Source organism: Mycobacterium sp. NBC_00419, assembly GCF_036023875.1.
GTDB lineage: Bacteria > Actinomycetota > Actinomycetes > Mycobacteriales > Mycobacteriaceae > Mycobacterium.
The window spans coordinates 2952721-2969349 of the sequence record NZ_CP107931.1 but is presented as its reverse complement, the minus strand read 5'-3'; the positions used below and the strand labels follow the sequence as shown (position 1 = coordinate 2969349).

General features: G+C 68.0%; 17 protein-coding genes. 8 read left to right on the top strand and 9 right to left on the bottom strand.

Translation table 11 applies throughout. The features are described 5' to 3' along the window. Position 1 precedes the first annotated feature (1 nt). Genes OG976_RS14205 through OG976_RS14195 form a run of 3 tightly spaced genes read right to left on the bottom strand, consistent with a single transcriptional unit; the run spans position 2 to position 1936 of the window. Complete coding sequence (locus OG976_RS14205) at positions 2 to 388, bottom strand: cupredoxin domain-containing protein (RefSeq protein WP_328349854.1); 387 nt, start codon at positions 386 to 388, stop codon at positions 2 to 4. Positions 389 to 419: 31 nt separating this feature from the next. After that, positions 420 to 1439 carry an NAD-dependent epimerase/dehydratase family protein gene (locus tag OG976_RS14200; protein ID WP_328349852.1) on the bottom strand — a complete coding sequence of 340 codons (1020 nt, stop codon included), beginning with the start codon at positions 1437 to 1439 and terminating at the stop codon, positions 420 to 422. Next, positions 1436 to 1936: a nuclear transport factor 2 family protein gene (locus tag OG976_RS14195; RefSeq protein WP_328349850.1), complete on the bottom strand. Its 501-nt coding sequence runs from the start codon at positions 1934 to 1936 to the stop codon at positions 1436 to 1438. Before OG976_RS14195 ends, OG976_RS14200 begins: the two co-directional genes overlap by 4 nt. Positions 1937 to 2038: 102 nt before the next feature. Here OG976_RS14195 and OG976_RS14190 point away from each other — a divergent pair, with 102 nt between their 5' ends. Continuing rightward, on the top strand, positions 2039 to 3013 hold the full coding sequence (locus OG976_RS14190; RefSeq protein WP_328349848.1) for a bifunctional methionine sulfoxide reductase B/A protein: 975 nt from the start codon (positions 2039 to 2041) through the stop codon (positions 3011 to 3013). Between the two features lie 77 nt (positions 3014 to 3090). Here OG976_RS14190 and OG976_RS14185 read toward each other — a convergent pair whose 3' ends face one another. Further along, a complete protein-coding gene (locus tag OG976_RS14185) occupies positions 3091 to 4419 on the bottom strand; it encodes a cytochrome P450 (RefSeq protein ID WP_328349846.1) in 1329 nt (442 codons plus the stop codon). A 113-nt stretch (positions 4420 to 4532) separates the two neighbouring features. Here OG976_RS14185 and OG976_RS14180 point away from each other — a divergent pair, with 113 nt between their 5' ends. Continuing rightward, positions 4533 to 5153, top strand: coding sequence for a TetR/AcrR family transcriptional regulator (locus OG976_RS14180; protein ID WP_328349844.1), 621 nt, complete (start codon positions 4533 to 4535; stop codon positions 5151 to 5153). On the opposite strand, the gene OG976_RS14175 is transcribed toward OG976_RS14180, so the two are convergent. Genes OG976_RS14175 through OG976_RS14165 form a run of 3 tightly spaced genes read right to left on the bottom strand, consistent with a single transcriptional unit; the run spans position 5143 to position 7337 of the window. After that, complete coding sequence (locus tag OG976_RS14175) at positions 5143 to 6321, bottom strand: alcohol dehydrogenase catalytic domain-containing protein (protein WP_328349842.1); 1179 nt, start codon at positions 6319 to 6321, stop codon at positions 5143 to 5145. The genes OG976_RS14180 and OG976_RS14175 overlap by 11 nt on opposite strands. 51 nt (positions 6322 to 6372) lie before the next feature. Next, positions 6373 to 6876: a hypothetical protein gene (locus tag OG976_RS14170; protein WP_328363566.1), complete on the bottom strand. Its 504-nt coding sequence runs from the start codon at positions 6874 to 6876 to the stop codon at positions 6373 to 6375. Positions 6877 to 6878: 2 nt separating this feature from the next. Further along, positions 6879 to 7337: a PPOX class F420-dependent oxidoreductase gene (locus tag OG976_RS14165; RefSeq protein WP_328349840.1), complete on the bottom strand. Its 459-nt coding sequence runs from the start codon at positions 7335 to 7337 to the stop codon at positions 6879 to 6881. A gap of 69 nt (positions 7338 to 7406) precedes the next feature. Here OG976_RS14165 and OG976_RS14160 point away from each other — a divergent pair, with 69 nt between their 5' ends. From OG976_RS14160 to OG976_RS14140, 5 genes are all read left to right on the top strand, one after another. Continuing rightward, positions 7407 to 8450: a zinc-binding dehydrogenase gene (locus OG976_RS14160; protein WP_328349838.1), complete on the top strand. Its 1044-nt coding sequence runs from the start codon at positions 7407 to 7409 to the stop codon at positions 8448 to 8450. Positions 8451 to 8556: 106 nt separating this feature from the next. Further along, a complete protein-coding gene (locus OG976_RS14155) occupies positions 8557 to 9831 on the top strand; it encodes a GTP cyclohydrolase II (protein ID WP_328349837.1) in 1275 nt (424 codons plus the stop codon). After that, complete coding sequence (locus OG976_RS14150) at positions 9828 to 11075, top strand: URC4/urg3 family protein (RefSeq protein WP_328349835.1); 1248 nt, start codon at positions 9828 to 9830, stop codon at positions 11073 to 11075. The genes OG976_RS14155 and OG976_RS14150 overlap by 4 nt, the downstream gene beginning before the upstream one ends. Positions 11076 to 11084: 9 nt before the next feature. Further along, on the top strand, positions 11085 to 11714 hold the full coding sequence (upp, locus tag OG976_RS14145; RefSeq protein WP_328349833.1) for a uracil phosphoribosyltransferase: 630 nt from the start codon (positions 11085 to 11087) through the stop codon (positions 11712 to 11714). Positions 11715 to 11774: 60 nt separating this feature from the next. Then, entirely contained in the window at positions 11775 to 13673 is a 1899-nt protein-coding gene (locus OG976_RS14140) for an ArnT family glycosyltransferase (protein ID WP_328349831.1), read from the top strand. Here the strand turns inward: OG976_RS14140 and OG976_RS14135 are convergent, their stop codons facing one another. Both OG976_RS14135 and OG976_RS14130 read right to left on the bottom strand, forming a co-directional pair. Further along, positions 13674 to 14771: a fatty acid desaturase family protein gene (locus OG976_RS14135; RefSeq protein WP_328349828.1), complete on the bottom strand. Its 1098-nt coding sequence runs from the start codon at positions 14769 to 14771 to the stop codon at positions 13674 to 13676. Between the two features lie 17 nt (positions 14772 to 14788). Beyond that, positions 14789 to 15835: a ferredoxin reductase gene (locus tag OG976_RS14130; protein WP_328349826.1), complete on the bottom strand. Its 1047-nt coding sequence runs from the start codon at positions 15833 to 15835 to the stop codon at positions 14789 to 14791. Positions 15836 to 15905: 70 nt separating this feature from the next. Between OG976_RS14130 and OG976_RS14125 the strand changes: the two genes are divergently transcribed. Further along, entirely contained in the window at positions 15906 to 16604 is a 699-nt protein-coding gene (locus OG976_RS14125; RefSeq protein WP_328349824.1) for a TetR family transcriptional regulator, read from the top strand. The last annotated feature ends 25 nt before the right edge of the window (positions 16605 to 16629 follow it).

Sequence of the window (16629 nt, the reverse complement as noted above, 5' to 3'; positions counted from 1 at the left end):
CTCACGCCACGACCAGCTGCCCGTGCATGCTCGGGTGGTAGGTGCAGTGGTAGGCGTAGGTGCCCGGCTTGGTCGGCGCGGTGAACGTGGCGGTGCCCTTGCCGTCGATGTCGACGTCGAAGGCGTTGCCGGAGTCGGCGGTGACGGAGTGCTCGGGGCCGTCAGAGTTCACGACGGTCACGGTGGCGCCCGGAGCCACCGTCAGCGGTGAACCGAACTGCATGTCTGCGATCGTGATCGTGGGGCCAGCCGGTGCTGTGGTGGACGTCGCGGCCGGCGCGGCCGCCGTGCTCTCGGGGGTCGACGTGGTGGTTCCGGACGAGCAGGCGGTCAGGAACAGCAGTGCGGCAGCAACGGGTGCGAGCAGGGGTACGAGAAGTCGATTCATATCCGCGACACGTAGTGGCACCGCCGCGGGTTCAGTCCTGCCGGGCCGCCTTGGCCTGCCGCTTGGCTTCGCGCAGGCCGACCCAGAACCGCGCAGCTTCCCGGATCGACTCCTCGACCGGCCGCGGCTGCCAGCCGAGTTCGCGCACAGCCTTGCTGTGATCGAGGGGTCCTTCGGCGCGCATCAGGCGCAGTGATTCCAGCGACAGCCGTTCGTCGGTGCCCTTGAGCTTGGCCTTGACGGTCCCGAATGTCGCCAGCGCGTAGGCCATCGGCAGCGGGATGGTCTTGCCCGGCGGCGGTGCACCCGCCTCCTGCGCGGCGATCCGTGCGACGTCGGCGTTGCTGATCATCTTCTCCGAGATCAGGTAGCGCTCGCCGACCCTGCCGTGTTCGGCGGCCAGAATCATCGCGCGGGCGGCATCGTCGATCCCGACCGCCTCCAAGTCGATACCGCCCATCACGAACGGCAGCTTGCCGAACGCCGCTCCGGCGATGATGGCCCCGTGCGGGGTGCGGCCCCAGTCACCGGGGCCGTAGGTGGTCGACACACACATCGCGATGGCGGGCAGGCCCTTCTCGCGCGCATACCGCAGCACGAGTTCCTCGGCCTGCACCCGGGACCGGACGTAGGGCGTGAGTCCGCGGTCGGAGATGACGTCGGCCTCACTGTTCGTCTCGCCGCGGCGGCGGCGGACGGTGACATAGCTGCTGGTGAAGATGAAGCGGTGCAGGCCTGCGTCCTTGGCGATGTCGAGCACGTGGCGGGTGCCCTCGACGTTGGTGTGGAACAGCGGCGCGGGATCGCGCAGCCAGCCGCGGGCGTCGACCACGCAGTAGTAGACGTCGTCGACACCGGCCATGGCCGCGCGCAACGTCTCGTCATCCCAGATGTCGCCGACGAACCGCTGCACGTCGAGGTCATCGATGGAGATGGTGCTGGCGTTCTCGCGCACCATCACCCGAACCTGCTGCCCGGCGGCCACCAGTTGTCGGGTGACGTGTGAGCCGAGGAAGCCGTTGGCTCCGATGACGAGCTTGGGCGCGCTCACTTCTTACCGCCGTACTGCTCGAACCAGGCGGCCGCCTCCTCGTCGAGGGTTCCGAGCTGCTTGGCCTTCTTGCACCACCTGATGCCGGCCTGGACGAACTTCAGCGGGTTGTAGATGTCCTCCTGCCGCGACCACAGGCCGTCACCGGCGTAGGTGACGATCGAGATGTTGGTGGCGGTGATGATCGTGCCGTCACCGGGATCGCGCATCGGGTTGTCGAGTTCGCAGATGACCCGGCCGGTGTCCTCGTCGAACACCGACCACAGCGACGGGAATTCCGTCATGTAGCTGCCCGGAAAGGTGCCCATGGTCGTGGTGATCCAGGCGCGCACCTCGTCGCGGCCCTTCATGGTGCCCATCGCGTGCTCGATGTAGTCGACGTCGGGGGTGTAGTGCCCCACCCAGGCGTCCCAGTCGCGAGTGCGGGCGGCCTGGGCCACCGTGTCCTCGAACGTCGCGAATGCTTTGGTCAGTTCTTCACGGGAGAATCGCGCCACAGCTCCAAACTAGAACACGTTCTATCGATTCTGACCAGTCCCTGACGCGGGACTTTCCCGGCGGCGCCGCGGGTTGAAGATGACGCACACTAGGAAGGGACTATGGCGCGCAACTATCACAAGAACCCCGCGGCGCTCGATGCGTTGTCACCGGAGCAGTACAAGGTGACGCAACGCAACGGCACCGAGCGTCCGTTCACCGGCGAGTACTGGGACAACCACGAGCCCGGCATCTACGTCGACGTGGTGTCCGGCGAACCGCTGTTCGCCTCGGTCGACAAATTCGACAGTGGCACCGGCTGGCCGAGTTTCACCAAGCCGATCGACACCGCCAACGTCATCTCGAAGCGGGACTTCAAGCTGTTGGTGCCCCGCACCGAGGTGCGCTCGGCGCACGGTGACAGCCACCTGGGCCACGTCTTCAAGGACGGCCCGCGTACCCAAGGCGGGTTGCGCTACTGCATCAACTCGGCTTCGCTGAGATTCATCCACCTCGACGACCTCGAGGCGCAGGGCTATGGCGAATACCGGCGGCTCTTCGGTGCCGCCACGAAGGAAGGAAACGACGTGAGCGACGACAAGAGGGCAATCCTGGCCGGCGGGTGCTTCTGGGGCATGCAGGACCTGATCCGCAAGCAGCCCGGCGTGGTGTCCACCCGCGTCGGCTACACCGGCGGGCAGAACGACCACCCGACCTACCGCAACCATCCCGGCCACGCCGAGGCGATCGAGATCGTCTACGACCCCGCGGTGACCGACTACCGGGCGCTGCTGGAGTTCTTCTTCCAGATTCACGATCCGAGCACCAAGAACCGGCAGGGCAACGACGTCGGCAGCAGCTACCGCTCGGCCATCTTCTACCTCGACGACGAGCAGAAGCAGGTCGCGCTGGACACCATCGCCGACGTGGACGCGTCGGGCTTGTGGCCGGGCAAGGTCGTCACCGAGGTGACCCCGGCCGGTGACTTCTGGGACGCCGAGCCCGAGCACCAGGACTACCTGCTGCACTACCCCAACGGGTACACCTGCCACTTCCCGCGGCCGGGCTGGAAGCTGCCCAAGCGCGCACAGGTCTGACCCCGGGCCGAGCGTGCGTGTCGGTACGCCGACACGCCGCCTGTGGCGTACCGGAGTGCACGCTCGCGGGCCGGGCGTCAGCGGCGGCGGTAGACCACCACGCGTCCGCCCTTCTTGGGGACGTAGGCCACGCCTCGGTTGTGCCACTTCTCATCCGGGGCATCGGTGGTCGCAATCGTGAACTGCCGCAGGACGGTTCGCAACACGATGTCCATCTCCATGTTGGCGAACGCGGCACCGATGCAGCGCCGCGTTCCGCCACCGAAGGGCACCCAGGCGAACGTGTTCGGCTTGGCGTCGACGAATCGCTGCGGGTCGAACCGCTGCGGGTCGGGGAACATCTCCGGGTTCTCGTGGAGCTGACCCAGGCTGACCATGATCGAATAGCCCTGCGGGATAAGCCATTCGCCGAGTTCGTACATCGGTGCGGTGACGTGACGACCGGAGAAGTCGATCACCGTGCGGTTGCGCTGGACCTCGAAGAGCGTGGCCTGGCGGTAGCTGTTGTCGTCGGTGTCAGCCTCGGCGACCAACTGCCGCAACACCTCCGGGTGCCGTGAGATCCGCTCGAAGGCCCAGGCCAGGGTCGAGCCGGTGGTCTCGTGACCGGCCGCCAGCAGGGTCAGCAACTCGTCGCCGACCTCGGCGCGCGTCATCGGTGAGCCGTCCTCGTAGGTGCTGCGCAGGAACAGCGACAGCACGTCGGTACGGTCCTCGAAGTCCGGGTCCGCCTTGGCGCGGGTGATGAGGGTGTCGACCAGACCTTCGTACTGGCGCCGGTATTCGGCGAGCTTGCCCCAGGGCGTCCAGCGCCATTCGCGCGCCGGAGCGGGCATCACCGCAAGCCGGGAACCGAGCGTCACCCACTTGGGAAGCAGCTCGCGCAACTGTTCGAACTCCGCACCACCAGCACCGAAGATGGCCCGGAGAATGACGTTGAGGCTGATGCGCATCAGCGGCTCGAGGGTGGCGAACTCCTCGCCGTCGGGCCACGACGCCACCTCGCGAAGAGTCTCCTCCTCGACGATCGTCTCGTAGGCCTTGATGCTCCTGCCGTGAAACGGCGGGGTGAGCAGTTTGCGCCGAACCCGGTGGGCGGTTCCGTCCAGACCGAACACCGATCCCGGGCCGAGCAGCCGGCTGAGGTTGGGCTGGATGTTGTAGAGCACGTCGGGGCTCGTGGTGAAGATCTGCTTGGTCAGCGCCGGGTCGGAGACGACAACGGTGGGCCCGAACACCGGCACGTCCACGGTGAAGCTGCGCCCGAACCGGCGGGTCAGCCACTCGACCGTCGGCCGGCGCGACGCGAGGAACCCGAGCTTGAGCAGCGGGCTCGGGAGTGTGGGGCGGGGCGGCAGCTTCGGTTCCCGGCGGACGGGGACGTCGACGGTGGGCGCTTCGCTCATCTGTGACAGGCCTCCCAAGGTGGCGTGGTACTGCGTTGTACCACGGGCTTGTGGGGTACGGTACTCGGTGGTACCAGCCCTGACAAGGGGCTGGTCGACAGGGCGGAGATCAGGTGAGCGCACCCGCGAGCGCCCCGTCTTCCCTCGACGCCGTGCCGCCGGGCGGATTCCGGCGTCGCCTGCTCGATGGCCTGGCCGCCTCGATCGACGAGCGGGGTTACCGGGACAGCACCGTCGCCGACATCGTCCGCCACGCCCGCACGTCCAAGCGCACGTTCTACGACCAGTTCTCCGGCAAGGAGGAGTGCTTCGCCGAACTGTTGATGGACAACACCGAGCACATCGTCGCCCACATCCGGCAGGCCGTGGATCCGGATGCGGCGTGGAACGACCAGGTCCGGCAGGCCGTCGTGGCCTACGTCGACACCATCGAGGCGCGCACCGCGATCACCCTGAGCTGGATCCGCGAGCTGCCCGCCCTCGGCGAAGGCGCCCGCCCGATGCTGCGCCGGGGTTTCGGCCATCTGGTCGCCATGATCGTCGACCTCAGCGCCAACCGCGGCTTCCGGGACGCCGGCATCGCGCCGGTGTCCCGGGCCGCAGCCATCATCCTGGTCGGCGGATTACGTGAACTGACCGCCCAGACCGTGGAGGACGGCGACCCGGTGTCGAACATCATCGAACCCGCCGTCGCGGTGTCGACGGCGATCCTCGGCCCCAAAGCTACGGTTTGAGAAGCACTTTCACCATGCCGTCGGCCTTCTTCTGAAAGTCCTCGTACGCCTGCGGGGCCTCCTCGAGAGGCAGGCGGTGGGTGGCGAAGTTGTCCACTCCCAGCGGGTCGTCATCGGTGAGCAGCGGCACGATGTCGGGAATCCAGCGCTTGACGTTGGCCTGCCCCATCCGAAGCTGAATCTGCTTGTCGAACAACACCATCATGTTGATCGGGTCGGCTGCACCGCCGTACACGCCGGACAGCGAGATCGTCCCGCCGCGGCGCACCAGCGCGATCGCGGTGTGCAGCGCGGCCAGCCGGTCCACCCCGGCTGTGCGCATCACCGCCCGGCCGACCGGCGACGGCAGATAGCCCGCCGCGGTCTGCGCGAACCCCGCCACCGGCGACCCGTGAGCTTCCATGCCGACCGCATCGAGCACTGCGTCGGCGCCGCGGCCGTCGGTCTGCGCCAGCACCCGGTCGACGAGTTCGTCGCTGCGCGCGTCGATCACGTCGTCGCAATAGAGCCGGGCCCGATCCAGCCGGTCGGCCACCAGGTCGACGCCAACGACGCGATACCGGTTGCGCTGCGCGGCAATCCGGCACGCCATCGACCCGATCGGGCCGAGGCCGAGCACCACCAGGGTGCCGCCGTCGGGGACCGCGGCGTACTCCAGGCCCTGCCAGGCGGTGGGCAGCACGTCGGACAGGTAGACGAAGCGGTCGTCGGGCCCGGCGGCCGGCACCTTGATGTGGGTGTAGTTGGCCTGCGGGACACGCAGGTACTCGGCCTGACCGCCGGCGACCTCACCGTAGAGCTTCGAGTACCCGAACAGGGCGGCCCCGGTACCTTGGTCGCGGTTCTGTGTTGTCTCACATTGACTTTGCAGTCCCTCGCCGCACATGAAGCAGTGCCCACAGGAGATGTTGAACGGGATCACCACCCGGTCGCCGACGGCGATCTGATCCACCTGGGCACCGACTTCCTCCACCACGCCCATCGCCTCGTGACCGAGGATGTCACCGGGTGACATGAAGGCGCCGAGCACCTCGTAGAGGTGGAGATCAGACCCGCAGATGTTGGTGCTCGTGACGCGGATGATCGCATCGGTGGGTTCCTTGATCTGGGGATCGGGCACGGTGTCCACCGAGACGTTGCGGCGGCCATGCCAGGTCACTGCGCGCATGAAGGTTCCTCCTCGAATCGCATCGAGGCCGCATGCCCGCTGGGCCTGTCCTCAAACCTGGGGCAGGACAAACGCGAACGGCCGGGCAAACCCCAGACCGGACAACCGACGCGCCCGGATGTCCTCGATCGGCACCCCGACCAGAGACCCGGAGGACGGCTCGTAGCAGCGCATCGTGGCGCCGTCGATCTCGGTGAACAGCACCCAGTGCCGGGGCACCGCCGCACCGATGAGCATGGCGACCGGCCAGCCGGCCGCCACCGCATCGCAGACCGCAGGCAGGACGTCCCGGGGTCCGGCGGTGCGCCAGCGGTAGCGCACACCACGGGCGGTGCTGTGTGCGGTCAGGGCGCGGGCCATCCCGGCCGGGGTGGTGCCGAGCGCGCGGGGCCACACCGTGTTGACGACCCGGTGGACGCGGACCTGTTCGGCGTCGAACCACCGTTGCGGGTGTGCGGCGCGCAGTGGTGCGGCGTAGTTCTCGTCGAGCAGGGCACCGGCCATCACCGCCACACTGGGTCCGCAGGTGACGCCGTCGCGCTGTCGAAGCCACATGATCAGCCCGGCGGCGGGAAGCCGCCGGTGGCCACCGGCCCCCAGCTCTGCGGTGTCACCCTGATCAGGCATTTACCCTGATCGACCATGGCCTGCCGGTACTCCGCCCAGTCGGGGTGCTCACCGGCGACCGCCCGGAAGTAGTCGACCAGCGGTTCGACGGCCTCGGGCAGGTCGATCACCTCGGCGGGCCCGTCGACCTGCACGTAAGGGCCGTTGAACTCGTCGGAGAGCACGACCACGCTGGCGCGCCCGTCGCGGCGGATGTTGGCCGCCTTGGCCCGGCGCGGATAGCTGGCGATCACCAGACGGCCCTGCTCGTCGGCGCCGCCGGTCACCGGTGACGCCTGCAGCGATCCGTCGGCGCGGAAGGTGATCAGCACCATGCGGTGGCGGGGGCGGACGAACGCCAGCAGTTGTTCGCGGTCCACGGCTTCGGCCGTCGCATAGGTGCGCGCCATATCGGCCACTCTATCCACGGCGGTGCCGTGGGGGCGTAGTTTGTCTCTCGACGCCAGGAAGGACTGCCCATGGCTGCGACGATGCGCGCGGAACGTTTCTATGCCGACACGAAATCTGTTGTTCTGGAAGATGTTCCGATACCCGAGCCCGGTGCGGGCGAGGTCCTCGTCAAGGTCGCGTTCTGCGGCATCTGCCATTCCGACCTCAGCCTGATCAACGGCACCTTCCCGGCCCAGCGCCCGGTCGTCACCCAGGGCCACGAAGCCTCCGGAACCATCGCCAAGCTCGGCCCGGGTGTCACGGGCTGGGCCGAGGGCGACCGGGTGGTCCTCGCGGCGGGCCGGCCCTGCCTGCAGTGCCCCAACTGCCGGCGCGGTGACATGGCCAACTGCCAGTGGATTCAGTTGATGGCCTTCGCCTACGACGGCGCGTGGGCCGAGTACACCGTCGCCCAGGCGGCCGGGCTGACCCGCGTTCCGGACAACGTGCCGCTGGAGCAGGCCGCGATCCTGGCCGATGCGGTGTCGACGCCGTTCGGTGCGGTGGTGCACACCGGCAAGGTCAGGGTGGGCGAGTCGGTCGGGGTGTGGGGTGTCGGCGGCGTCGGCACCCACATCGTCCAGTTGTCCAGGCTGGTCGGCGCGGTGCCCGTGATCGCCGTCGACATCAACCCGGTCGTGCGGGAGCGGGCACTGGAACTCGGCGCCGACTACGCCTTCGACTCCCGCGACCCGGACCTGAAGGACAAGCTGGCCGCTGCCACCGGAGGCCGCAAGCTCGACGTGGCATTCGACGCCGTCGGGTTGAAGGTGACCTTCGAGCAGGCGTTGGACGCATTGACCGTCGGTGGCCGACTGGTCGGGGTGGGGATGAGCGCCGAGTCTCCGACCGTCGGGCCCACCTCGATGTTCGGGCTGAGCCAGAAGCAGGTGCTCGGCCACCTCGGCTACCAGAACGCCGACATCGAGACGCTGGCCACCCTGGTGTCGCGCGGCCGGCTTGACCTGTCCCGCTCGGTCAGCCAGATCATCCCGCTCGAGGACATCGCCGAGGGCATCCGCATCCTCGAGCACGCCGAGGGCAACCCGATCCGGATCGTGGTGGCGCCCTAGCGCGTCTGCGCCGAACGGCGCGCGCCGCCCAATGTGATTAAGCTGGCGCCTTTCCGGCAGTCGTCCACCGGCTGAGCACTGGAAACTCCTGAACCGAGGAGCCGATATGTCCGCCGAAGCGCCATCGCCTGCAGCACCGAAAGGGTCGGCCGGTCATATCCGGCTGACCTCGCATCGCGGCGCCGACGATGCCCTGCCGATCCGGTGGGGTGCGGCCAGCGCCGCTGAACGGGGCCCACTCATCGGCACCACCACCACGCGCAGCCACCGCAATGTCGTGGGTACCCACAGCGGCTCCTACAGCGTGTACCGCGCCCTGGCGGTGGCGGCCGGGGCGCTGTCCCGCGACCACCGTGCCGACCTCACCAACACCTCACCGACCCACCGCATCGGCCCCTACCCGCAGTGGAGCAGGCCCGAAGCGATCGTGAGCATCGACCCGTGGGGTGCGATGGTGGCCGAGGCGTTCGCCGGCGAGCTGGCCGCCGGCCACGACATCCGCCCGACCATCGCCGTGACTCAGGCGCACGTGATCCTCCCCGAGATCGCCGACGCCATCGACAAGGGCCGGCTGCATCCCGACGGCAGCGTGCTGCTGCCCGGCGGTGCGGCGCTGGTGACCAAGGCCGCCATCGAGCCGGTCTGGTACCTACCCGGTGTGGCAGCGCGATTCGGTTGCAGCGAAGCACATCTGCGCCGGATGCTGTTCGAGGAGACCGGCGGCATGTATCCGGAGTTGGTCACCCGCTCGGACCTCGAGGTATTCCTTCCCCCGATCGGCGGCCAGACCCTCTACATCTTCGGCGACCCGCACGATCTGGCCGATCCCACGGTGGAGCTGACCGCCCGGGTACACGACGAGTGCAACGGCTCCGATGTCTTCGGCTCCGACATCTGCACGTGCAGGCCGTATCTGACGCATGCCATCGAGGAGTGCATCCTCGGCGCGCAGCGCGGCGGGGTGGGTCTGGTCTCCTACTCCCGCAAGGAGGGCCGCGCGCTCGGCGAGGTGACCAAGTTCCTGGTCTACAACGCCCGCAAGCGCCAGGAGGGCGGCGACACCGCCGAAGGCTACTTCGCCCGCACCGAATGCGTTGCCGGAGTGCAGGATATGCGCTTTCAGGAGTTGATGCCCGACGTTCTGCACTGGCTGGGGATCCGCCGGATCCACCGTCTGGTGTCGATGAGCAACATGAAGTACGACGCGATCGTCGGGTCGGGCATCGAGGTCGGCGAACGGGTCGACATCCCCGACGAGCTCATCCCCGCCGACGCCCGGGTGGAGATCGACGCGAAGATGGCCGCCGGTTACTTCACCCCGGGTCCGGTGCCTGATGCCGCCGAGTTGAAGAAGCCCAAGGGCCGGGGACTGCACGGGTGAGTTCAGCCATCGGCGTCGACCTGGACACCCCGGCGGGGGCGGCGGCCGCCCTGCGCACCACGGCCGCGGTTCGTGAACGCGCCCGCCAGCTCACCGAGCGGGCGCGGGCAGGCGCGTCGCGCTGGTTCGTCGTCGACGACGAGGCCCTGCCCGCCGCCGCGGCCGAGGTCGCCGACGTCACCCGCATCAACTACCCGGATCTGCAGATCCCGTTCCACAGCCGGTGGCGCCACTTCGAGGCCGGTGGGCTGGCGCGCAAGGTTGACCTGGACCGGCTGCTGGAGCCGCTCGACGCCACGGGCCGGGCCCGGGCGATGGCCGACCTCACCGTGGTCAGCGTATTGCTCGACGCCGGCGCGGGAGCCGCGTGGACCTACCGCGAACCGGTGACCGGGATACGCCTGGCCCGCTCAGAAGGGCTGGGCGTGGCCAGCTTTCACGCCTTCACACAGGGACTGTTCTCAGCAGACCCCGACGATCCGCTGCGGGTCGACGCAGCAGGTTTGGCAGCGGTGACCCCGGAAAGCCTGGCCGAGGCGTTCCAGGCCGACGCCGCCAATCCGCTCGTCGGAATCGAGGGCCGGGTGGCGATCCTGCACCGCCTGGGCAACGCGCTGGCCGCCACACCCGGCATCTTCGGTGCGCACGGCAGGCCGGGCGGCCTTGTCGACAGGCTGCGGGCGGCGGCGGGCGACACCGTGCGCGCCCACGACATCCTCGCGCTGATCCTGACGTCTCTGGGTGGAATCTGGCCGAACGGCAACACTATTGGTGATCAGCCCGTCGGTGACTGCTGGCGCCACGACGCGGTGCTCGGTGCGGGTTTGACCGCGGGCTGGATGCCGTTTCACAAACTCTCGCAGTGGCTCACCTACTCGCTGCTGGAACCGTTGCGCTGGTCGGGGGTGACGGTCACCGATCTCGACGACCTGACCGGCCTACCCGAATACCGCAACGGCGGACTGTTCCTCGACACCGGCGTGGTTCGGCTACGCGAGGACGGTGTCCGCGATCGAACCCTCAGCGCCGCAGACGGCGTGGTGGTCGAGTGGCGGGCGCTGACGGTGGCGCTGCTCGACGAACTGGCCCCACTGGTGCGGTCATTGCTCGGCGTGGACGCCGAGCGGCTACCGCTGGCATGCGTGCTCGAGGGCGGCACCTGGTCCGCGGGGCGCGCACTGGCACAGCGGTTACGCGGCGGTCTGCCACCACTGACGGTGGCCAGCGACGGCACTGTGTTCTAGGGGGAAATCATGCGCGACATACATCTCGTCGATCACCCACTGGTGCAGCACAAGCTGACGCTGATGCGGCGGCAGGAGACCTCGACCAACACGTTCCGTCGGCTGGCCAACGAGGTGTCCACGCTGATGGCCTACGAGGTGCTCCGCGACACCCCGACCCACGAGATCACCGTGCAGACCCCGCTGGAATCCACCACCGGCACCGTGATCGACGGTAAGAAACTGGTCTTCGTCTCCATCCTGCGGGCAGGCACCGGCGTCCTCGACGGGATGCTGACGGTGGTGCCGGGCGCCCGGATCGGGCACATCGGGCTCTACCGCGACCCGAAAACGATGGTGGCCGTGGAGTATTACTTCAAGATGCCCAGCGACCTCCATGAGCGGGAAGTAGTAGTGGTCGACCCGATGCTGGCCACCGGGAATTCGGCGGTGGCAGCGGTGGACCGGCTCAAGGAGTTCCACCCCCGCTCGATCAAGTTCGTCTGCCTGCTGACGTGTCCGGAGGGCATCGCCGCACTGCACGACGCTCATCCCGAGGTACCGATCTACACCGCCGCGGTCGACCGCGCCCTCGACGAGCACGGCTACATCGTGCCGGGTCTCGGCGACGCCGGCGATCGGCTGTTCGGCACGAAGTAGCGCGCGCTCACAGCGTCCCCACACCGACCTGCCAGTCAATGGTCGGCCGGAGATGGATGAATGTCTGCTGTGACAACCACACACCCGGGCGAGGCGCCGCCGGCACCGGTCGATCCCGCGACTGGGCCGTCGCGGTCCGAACGCATCGGCCTGGTGGTGCTGCTGATCGGCACCGCCGTCCTGTACCTGTGGCACATCACCATCAATGGGATGGCCAATCAGTTCTACGCGGGCGCAGCGCTGGCCGGCTCCACCAACTGGAAGGCGCTGCTGTTCGGCTCGCTCGATTCGGCGAACTTCATCACGGTGGACAAGCCGCCGGTGTCGCAATGGGTGATGGGGTTGTCCGGTCAGGTGTTCGGGTTCAGCAGCGCCAGCATGCTGGTTCCCGAGGCACTCATGGCGGTAGCCACGGTGTGGTTGATCTACGCGGCGGTGGCCCGTATCTGCGGACCCCGGGCAGGCTTGCTGGCGGGGGCCGCCATGGCGCTGACACCGGTGGCGGCGTTGATGTTCCGGTTCAACAATCCGGATGCCGCCATGGTCCTGCTGATGACGGCGTCAGCGTATTGCACGGTGCGCGCCGTCGAGCGGGGCAGCGGTCGCTGGCTGGCCTGGGCCGGGGTGGCACTGGGCTTCGCCTTCCTGGCCAAGATGCTCGAGGGTCTGATGATCGCGCCCGCGGTGGGGCTGGCCTACCTGTTCGCGGCCCCGACCGATCTGCGGCGCCGGGTGCTGCACCTACTCGGCTCGGCCGCCGGTTTCCTCGTCTCGGCCGGCTGGTTCATCGTCTTGACGCTGGTATGGCCGGCCTCCTCGCGGCCCTACATCGCCGGATCCACCGACAACAACTTCATGAACCTGGTACTCGGCTACAACGGATTCGCCCGGGTGGCGGGCCGCAACCACGAGGCCTTCGGGTCACCCCATCCCCTAGGCGCCTCGGCCGGTGACCAGATCCGGTCGGCCCACCTGGGTGGCTTCGGCGGGCAGCGCGAGGGGCTGGTCCGGTTGATGTCCGGTGAGTTCGGCTTCGAGATCGGCTGGTTGGTCCCGACCGCCCTGCTGGCCATCGTGCTGGTGGCGATCTCCCGCGGGCGCGCACCGCGCACCGACCGGGTGCGGGCCGCGACGGTGCTGTTCGGCGGTTGGCTGGTGGTCAACGGGCTGGTGCTCAGCTTCATGAAGGGGATGGTTCACCCGTACTACTGCTTGTCGCTGGCACCGGCGGTCGCGGCACTGGTCGGGATCGGCGGGCACGAGATGTGGGGCCGTCGGCACAGCCTGTTCGGCCGGCTCGGGCTGGCGTCGCTGATCCTGTCGACCGGTGTCTGGAATTGGCTGTTGTTGGGCCGCAACGGCACCTGGCTGCCCACACTGCGGTGGACGATCCTGGTCGGCGCGGTGCTGGCCGCGGCCGCACTGGTCCTGTGGGCACCGACCCGGCGCCGGATGACCGTGGTGGCCGCAGGCGTGGGCGCGGTTGTGCTTCTGGCCGGCCCGGCGGCGTACGCGGTGGCCACCGTCGGCACCGCGCACCGCGGCGGCAGCCCGACCGTGGGGCCATCGCGACCCGAAAACGATGCCATGTCAAAGGCTTTCGGTTCGGTTCCGGACAACCCGAAGCTGGCCTCCCTGTTACGGGCCACCAGCAGCACGTGGTCAGCGGCAACGATCGGTTCGTCGACCGCGGCCGGCCTCGAACTGTCCAGCGGCACAGCGGTCATGGCGATCGGCGGGTTCACCGGCCGCGACCCCGTGCCGACACCTGACCAGTTCAAGTCCGATGTGGCGGCCGGCAAGGTGCGCTACTACGTCGTCGAAAAGGACTGGCGGGGCAAGGCCGGCGGCTGGCCATTCGGCGACAACCACACCGGCATCACCGACTGGGTCAACGCGACATTCCCGAAGACCCAGGTCGGCGATGCCGATGTCTACGACCTGTCCCGGCCGAAATAGTCAGGCAGCCTGAAGCAGCTCGGGAACAGCCTTGCGCACCCTCTCCGGCAGTGCGAGCTTGACGATCTTGCGCACCACCGACGCGAACTGCTTGGGCAGCGGCCCTGCGGTGTACGGGATTCCGTAGCGCCGGCAGATCTCCTGGATCTCCGGGGCGATCTCGGCGTAGCGGCGCGCCGGCAGGTCGGGGAACAGGTGGTGCTCGATCTGGAAGGACAGATTGCCCGACAGGATGTGGAAGAGCTTGCCGCCGGTCAGGTTCGCCGAGCCGAGGACCTGGCGGAAGTACCACTGCCCACGCGATTCGTCGCGGGTCTCCTCGACGGAAAACTCCTGTGTGCCCTCGGGGAAGTGGCCGCAGAAGATGATCGCGTAGGACCACACGTTGCGCATCAGGTTCGCAGTCATGTTGCCGGCGAACACGAACGGCGCGAACGGGCCGGCCAGCAGCGGGAAGGCCACGTAGTCCTTGGCGACCTGGCGGCGCGTCTTACGCCAGATCTCCTGCAGCACTTCGCGTTTGTCGGCGATCGAGATCTCGCCGGCGCGGATGCGGTCGGCTTCCATGTCGTGCAGGGCCACCCCGTACTGAAAGAGCACCATCAGCAGGAACGCATACAGCGGGTTGCCCAGGTAGTAGGGGCGCCACGGCTGATCGGGGCTCATCCGCAGGATCCCGTAACCGATGTCGCGGTCCATGCCGACGATGTTGGTATAGGTGTGGTGGGAGAAGTTGTGCGAGTGCCGCCACTGGTCGCCCGGGCATGCGGTGTCCCATTCGAAGGTGCGCCCGCACAGCGTCGGGTCGCCGGTCCACTCGTACTGGCCATGCATGACGTTGTGGCCGATCTCCATGTTGTCGAGGATCTTCGAGATCCCCAACAGCGCGGTGCCCGCCAGCCAGGCGGGCGGGAAGATGCCGGCGAACAGCAGCGCACGACCGGCGATCTCCATCCCGCGCTGGGCCTTGATCACCCGGCGGATGTAGTCGACGTCGGCCTGGCCGAGGTCGGCGATCACCCGGTCGCGGATCTCATCGAGTTCGCGGCCGAAGGCATCGGCCTGCTCGGGGGACAGTGTGATGTGTTGCTGGGTCATGGGATTCCCTTTCTGGTTTACAGCGCCAGCTCGACGTCACCGACGGGCACGGACACGCAGATCTGCACGTCCTCCTCGTCGGCGGTCGATACCGCGCCGGTGGTCAGGTTGCGCACCGCGCCGCGGTGCTTGCGTCGGGTGCAGGTATGGCAGATGCCCATCCGGCAGCCGCTCTTCGGGGTCAAGCCCGCGTCCTCGGCCTGCTCGAGCAGCGGGCGTCCGTCATCGGTGCTCTCGATTCCGCTGTCGCGGAACGTGATCCGTCCACCCGACGGGGTTTCGGGGATGACGAACGGGGTGGGGACGAAACTTTCCGAACTGACGTTGTCGCAGATGTTTCGGACTGCCTCGACGAGCGCCGGGGGTCCGCAGACGAAGACCGCGTCGTGCTCCGGCATGGCCGCCTGCAGATGAGCCGCGTCGAAGTAGCCGGTGAGCTCGCCGCCCGGTGAACGGGTGTAGCCGTGCAGCACCCGGGCCGGCAGTTCCGCCAGCTCTTCGCGGTAGTCCGCCTCGGCGGGGGTGCGCGAGTAGTGCACAAAGGCGATGTCGCCGTCGAAACCCTCGGCGTGCAGGGTGCGCAGCATCGACATCACCGGCGTGATGCCGCTGCCGCCGGAGACGAACAGGATGCGCCGCGGACGTTGCTCGGGAAGCACGAAGTCGCCGGCCGGATCGGACAGTTCCACCACCATGCCGGGGCAGGCATTGGCGAACAGGTACTCCGAGACCAGGCCGCCGTCGTGGCGGCCGATGGTCAGCTCGATCAGCGGTGCCCCCTCGGCGTTGGCCGGGGAGTAGCAGCGGGTGTGCCTGCGGCCGTCGATCTCCACGGAGAGGTTGACGTGCTGGCCGGCGCGATGGCGGCTGACCGCCTGGTTGGGCGCGAGAACAAGGGTGACGCTGCGCGGTGTGGACCGGCGTACGTCGACCACCTTGGCGCGTGCGTCGGTGGTCCAGGTCCGGTCCAACAGCTCGGTGTAGCGGTCCACACCGTGCGGCCCGGTGAGCAGATCGACCAGCGGCGAACGGAGCACCCTCTTGGTCAAAGTTTGAGTGAACATGTGTACACCGTTGCTGCTGAAAGCCCTAATCGTCAAGGGATACGCCCTGTCTGTGGTAGGGTTCACACCGGTGAACAGTCGTACGCCGAAGTCACGGCATGAACGGTCGTCACGCAGTTCGGCGAGGGGAACCACCTCCCGCGAAGAACGCAAAGAGGCCACCCGCCGCGCGATCATCGACGCGGCGCTGAAACTGCTCGACGAACGTAGCTTCAGCGGCCTGAGCCTGCGTGAGGTCACCCGCGAGGCGGGCATCGTTCCCGCCGCGTTCTACCGCCACTTCGACTCGATGGACGCCCTCGGCCTGGTGTTGATTGACGAGTCGTTTCGGACGCTGCGGGAAATGCTGCGCAGCGGACGGGCCGGCAAGCTCGACCCCAACCGCATCATCGAGTCCACCGTCGAGATCCTGATCGCCGGCGTCACCGATCAACGTGAGCACTGGCGTTTCATCGGACGCGAACGCTCCAGCGGGGTGACCGTGCTGCGCTACGCCATCCGCACCGAGATCCGGCTGATCACCTCCGAGCTGGCGACCGACCTGGCCCGCTTCCCCGGCTTGACCACGTGGAGCACCGAGGACCTCAACATCTTGGCCAGCCTGTTCGTGAACTCGATGATCATCATCGCCGAGGCCATCGAGGATGCCTCCGACCCGACGGCGCTCGAGGACATCAAACGCACCGCGGTCAAACAGCTGAGGATGATCGTGGTGGGCGTGGCAGGCTGGCGCAGCCAACCCGAGAACGAGGGCGTTACCGGCGATTAGGGGTGCAGCGGGCTTCAATGCTGCC

Coding starts and splice junctions, on each gene's coding strand:
- OG976_RS14205 (WP_328349854.1), bottom strand. CDS start 388: ATGAATCGACTTCTCGTACCCCTGCTCGCACCCGTTGCTGCCGCACTG.
- OG976_RS14190 (WP_328349848.1), top strand. CDS start 2,039: ATGGCGCGCAACTATCACAAGAACCCCGCGGCGCTCGATGCGTTGTCA.
- OG976_RS14185 (WP_328349846.1), bottom strand. CDS start 4,419: ATGAGCGAAGCGCCCACCGTCGACGTCCCCGTCCGCCGGGAACCGAAG.
- OG976_RS14175 (WP_328349842.1), bottom strand. CDS start 6,321: ATGCGCGCAGTGACCTGGCATGGCCGCCGCAACGTCTCGGTGGACACC.
- OG976_RS14170 (WP_328363566.1), bottom strand. CDS start 6,876: ATGTGGCTTCGACAGCGCGACGGCGTCACCTGCGGACCCAGTGTGGCG.
- OG976_RS14165 (WP_328349840.1), bottom strand. CDS start 7,337: ATGGCGCGCACCTATGCGACGGCCGAAGCCGTGGACCGCGAACAACTG.
- OG976_RS14160 (WP_328349838.1), top strand. CDS start 7,407: ATGGCTGCGACGATGCGCGCGGAACGTTTCTATGCCGACACGAAATCT.
- OG976_RS14155 (WP_328349837.1), top strand. CDS start 8,557: ATGTCCGCCGAAGCGCCATCGCCTGCAGCACCGAAAGGGTCGGCCGGT.
- upp (WP_328349833.1), top strand. CDS start 11,085: ATGCGCGACATACATCTCGTCGATCACCCACTGGTGCAGCACAAGCTG.
- OG976_RS14140 (WP_328349831.1), top strand. CDS start 11,775: ATGTCTGCTGTGACAACCACACACCCGGGCGAGGCGCCGCCGGCACCG.
- OG976_RS14135 (WP_328349828.1), bottom strand. CDS start 14,771: ATGACCCAGCAACACATCACACTGTCCCCCGAGCAGGCCGATGCCTTC.
- OG976_RS14130 (WP_328349826.1), bottom strand. CDS start 15,835: ATGTTCACTCAAACTTTGACCAAGAGGGTGCTCCGTTCGCCGCTGGTC.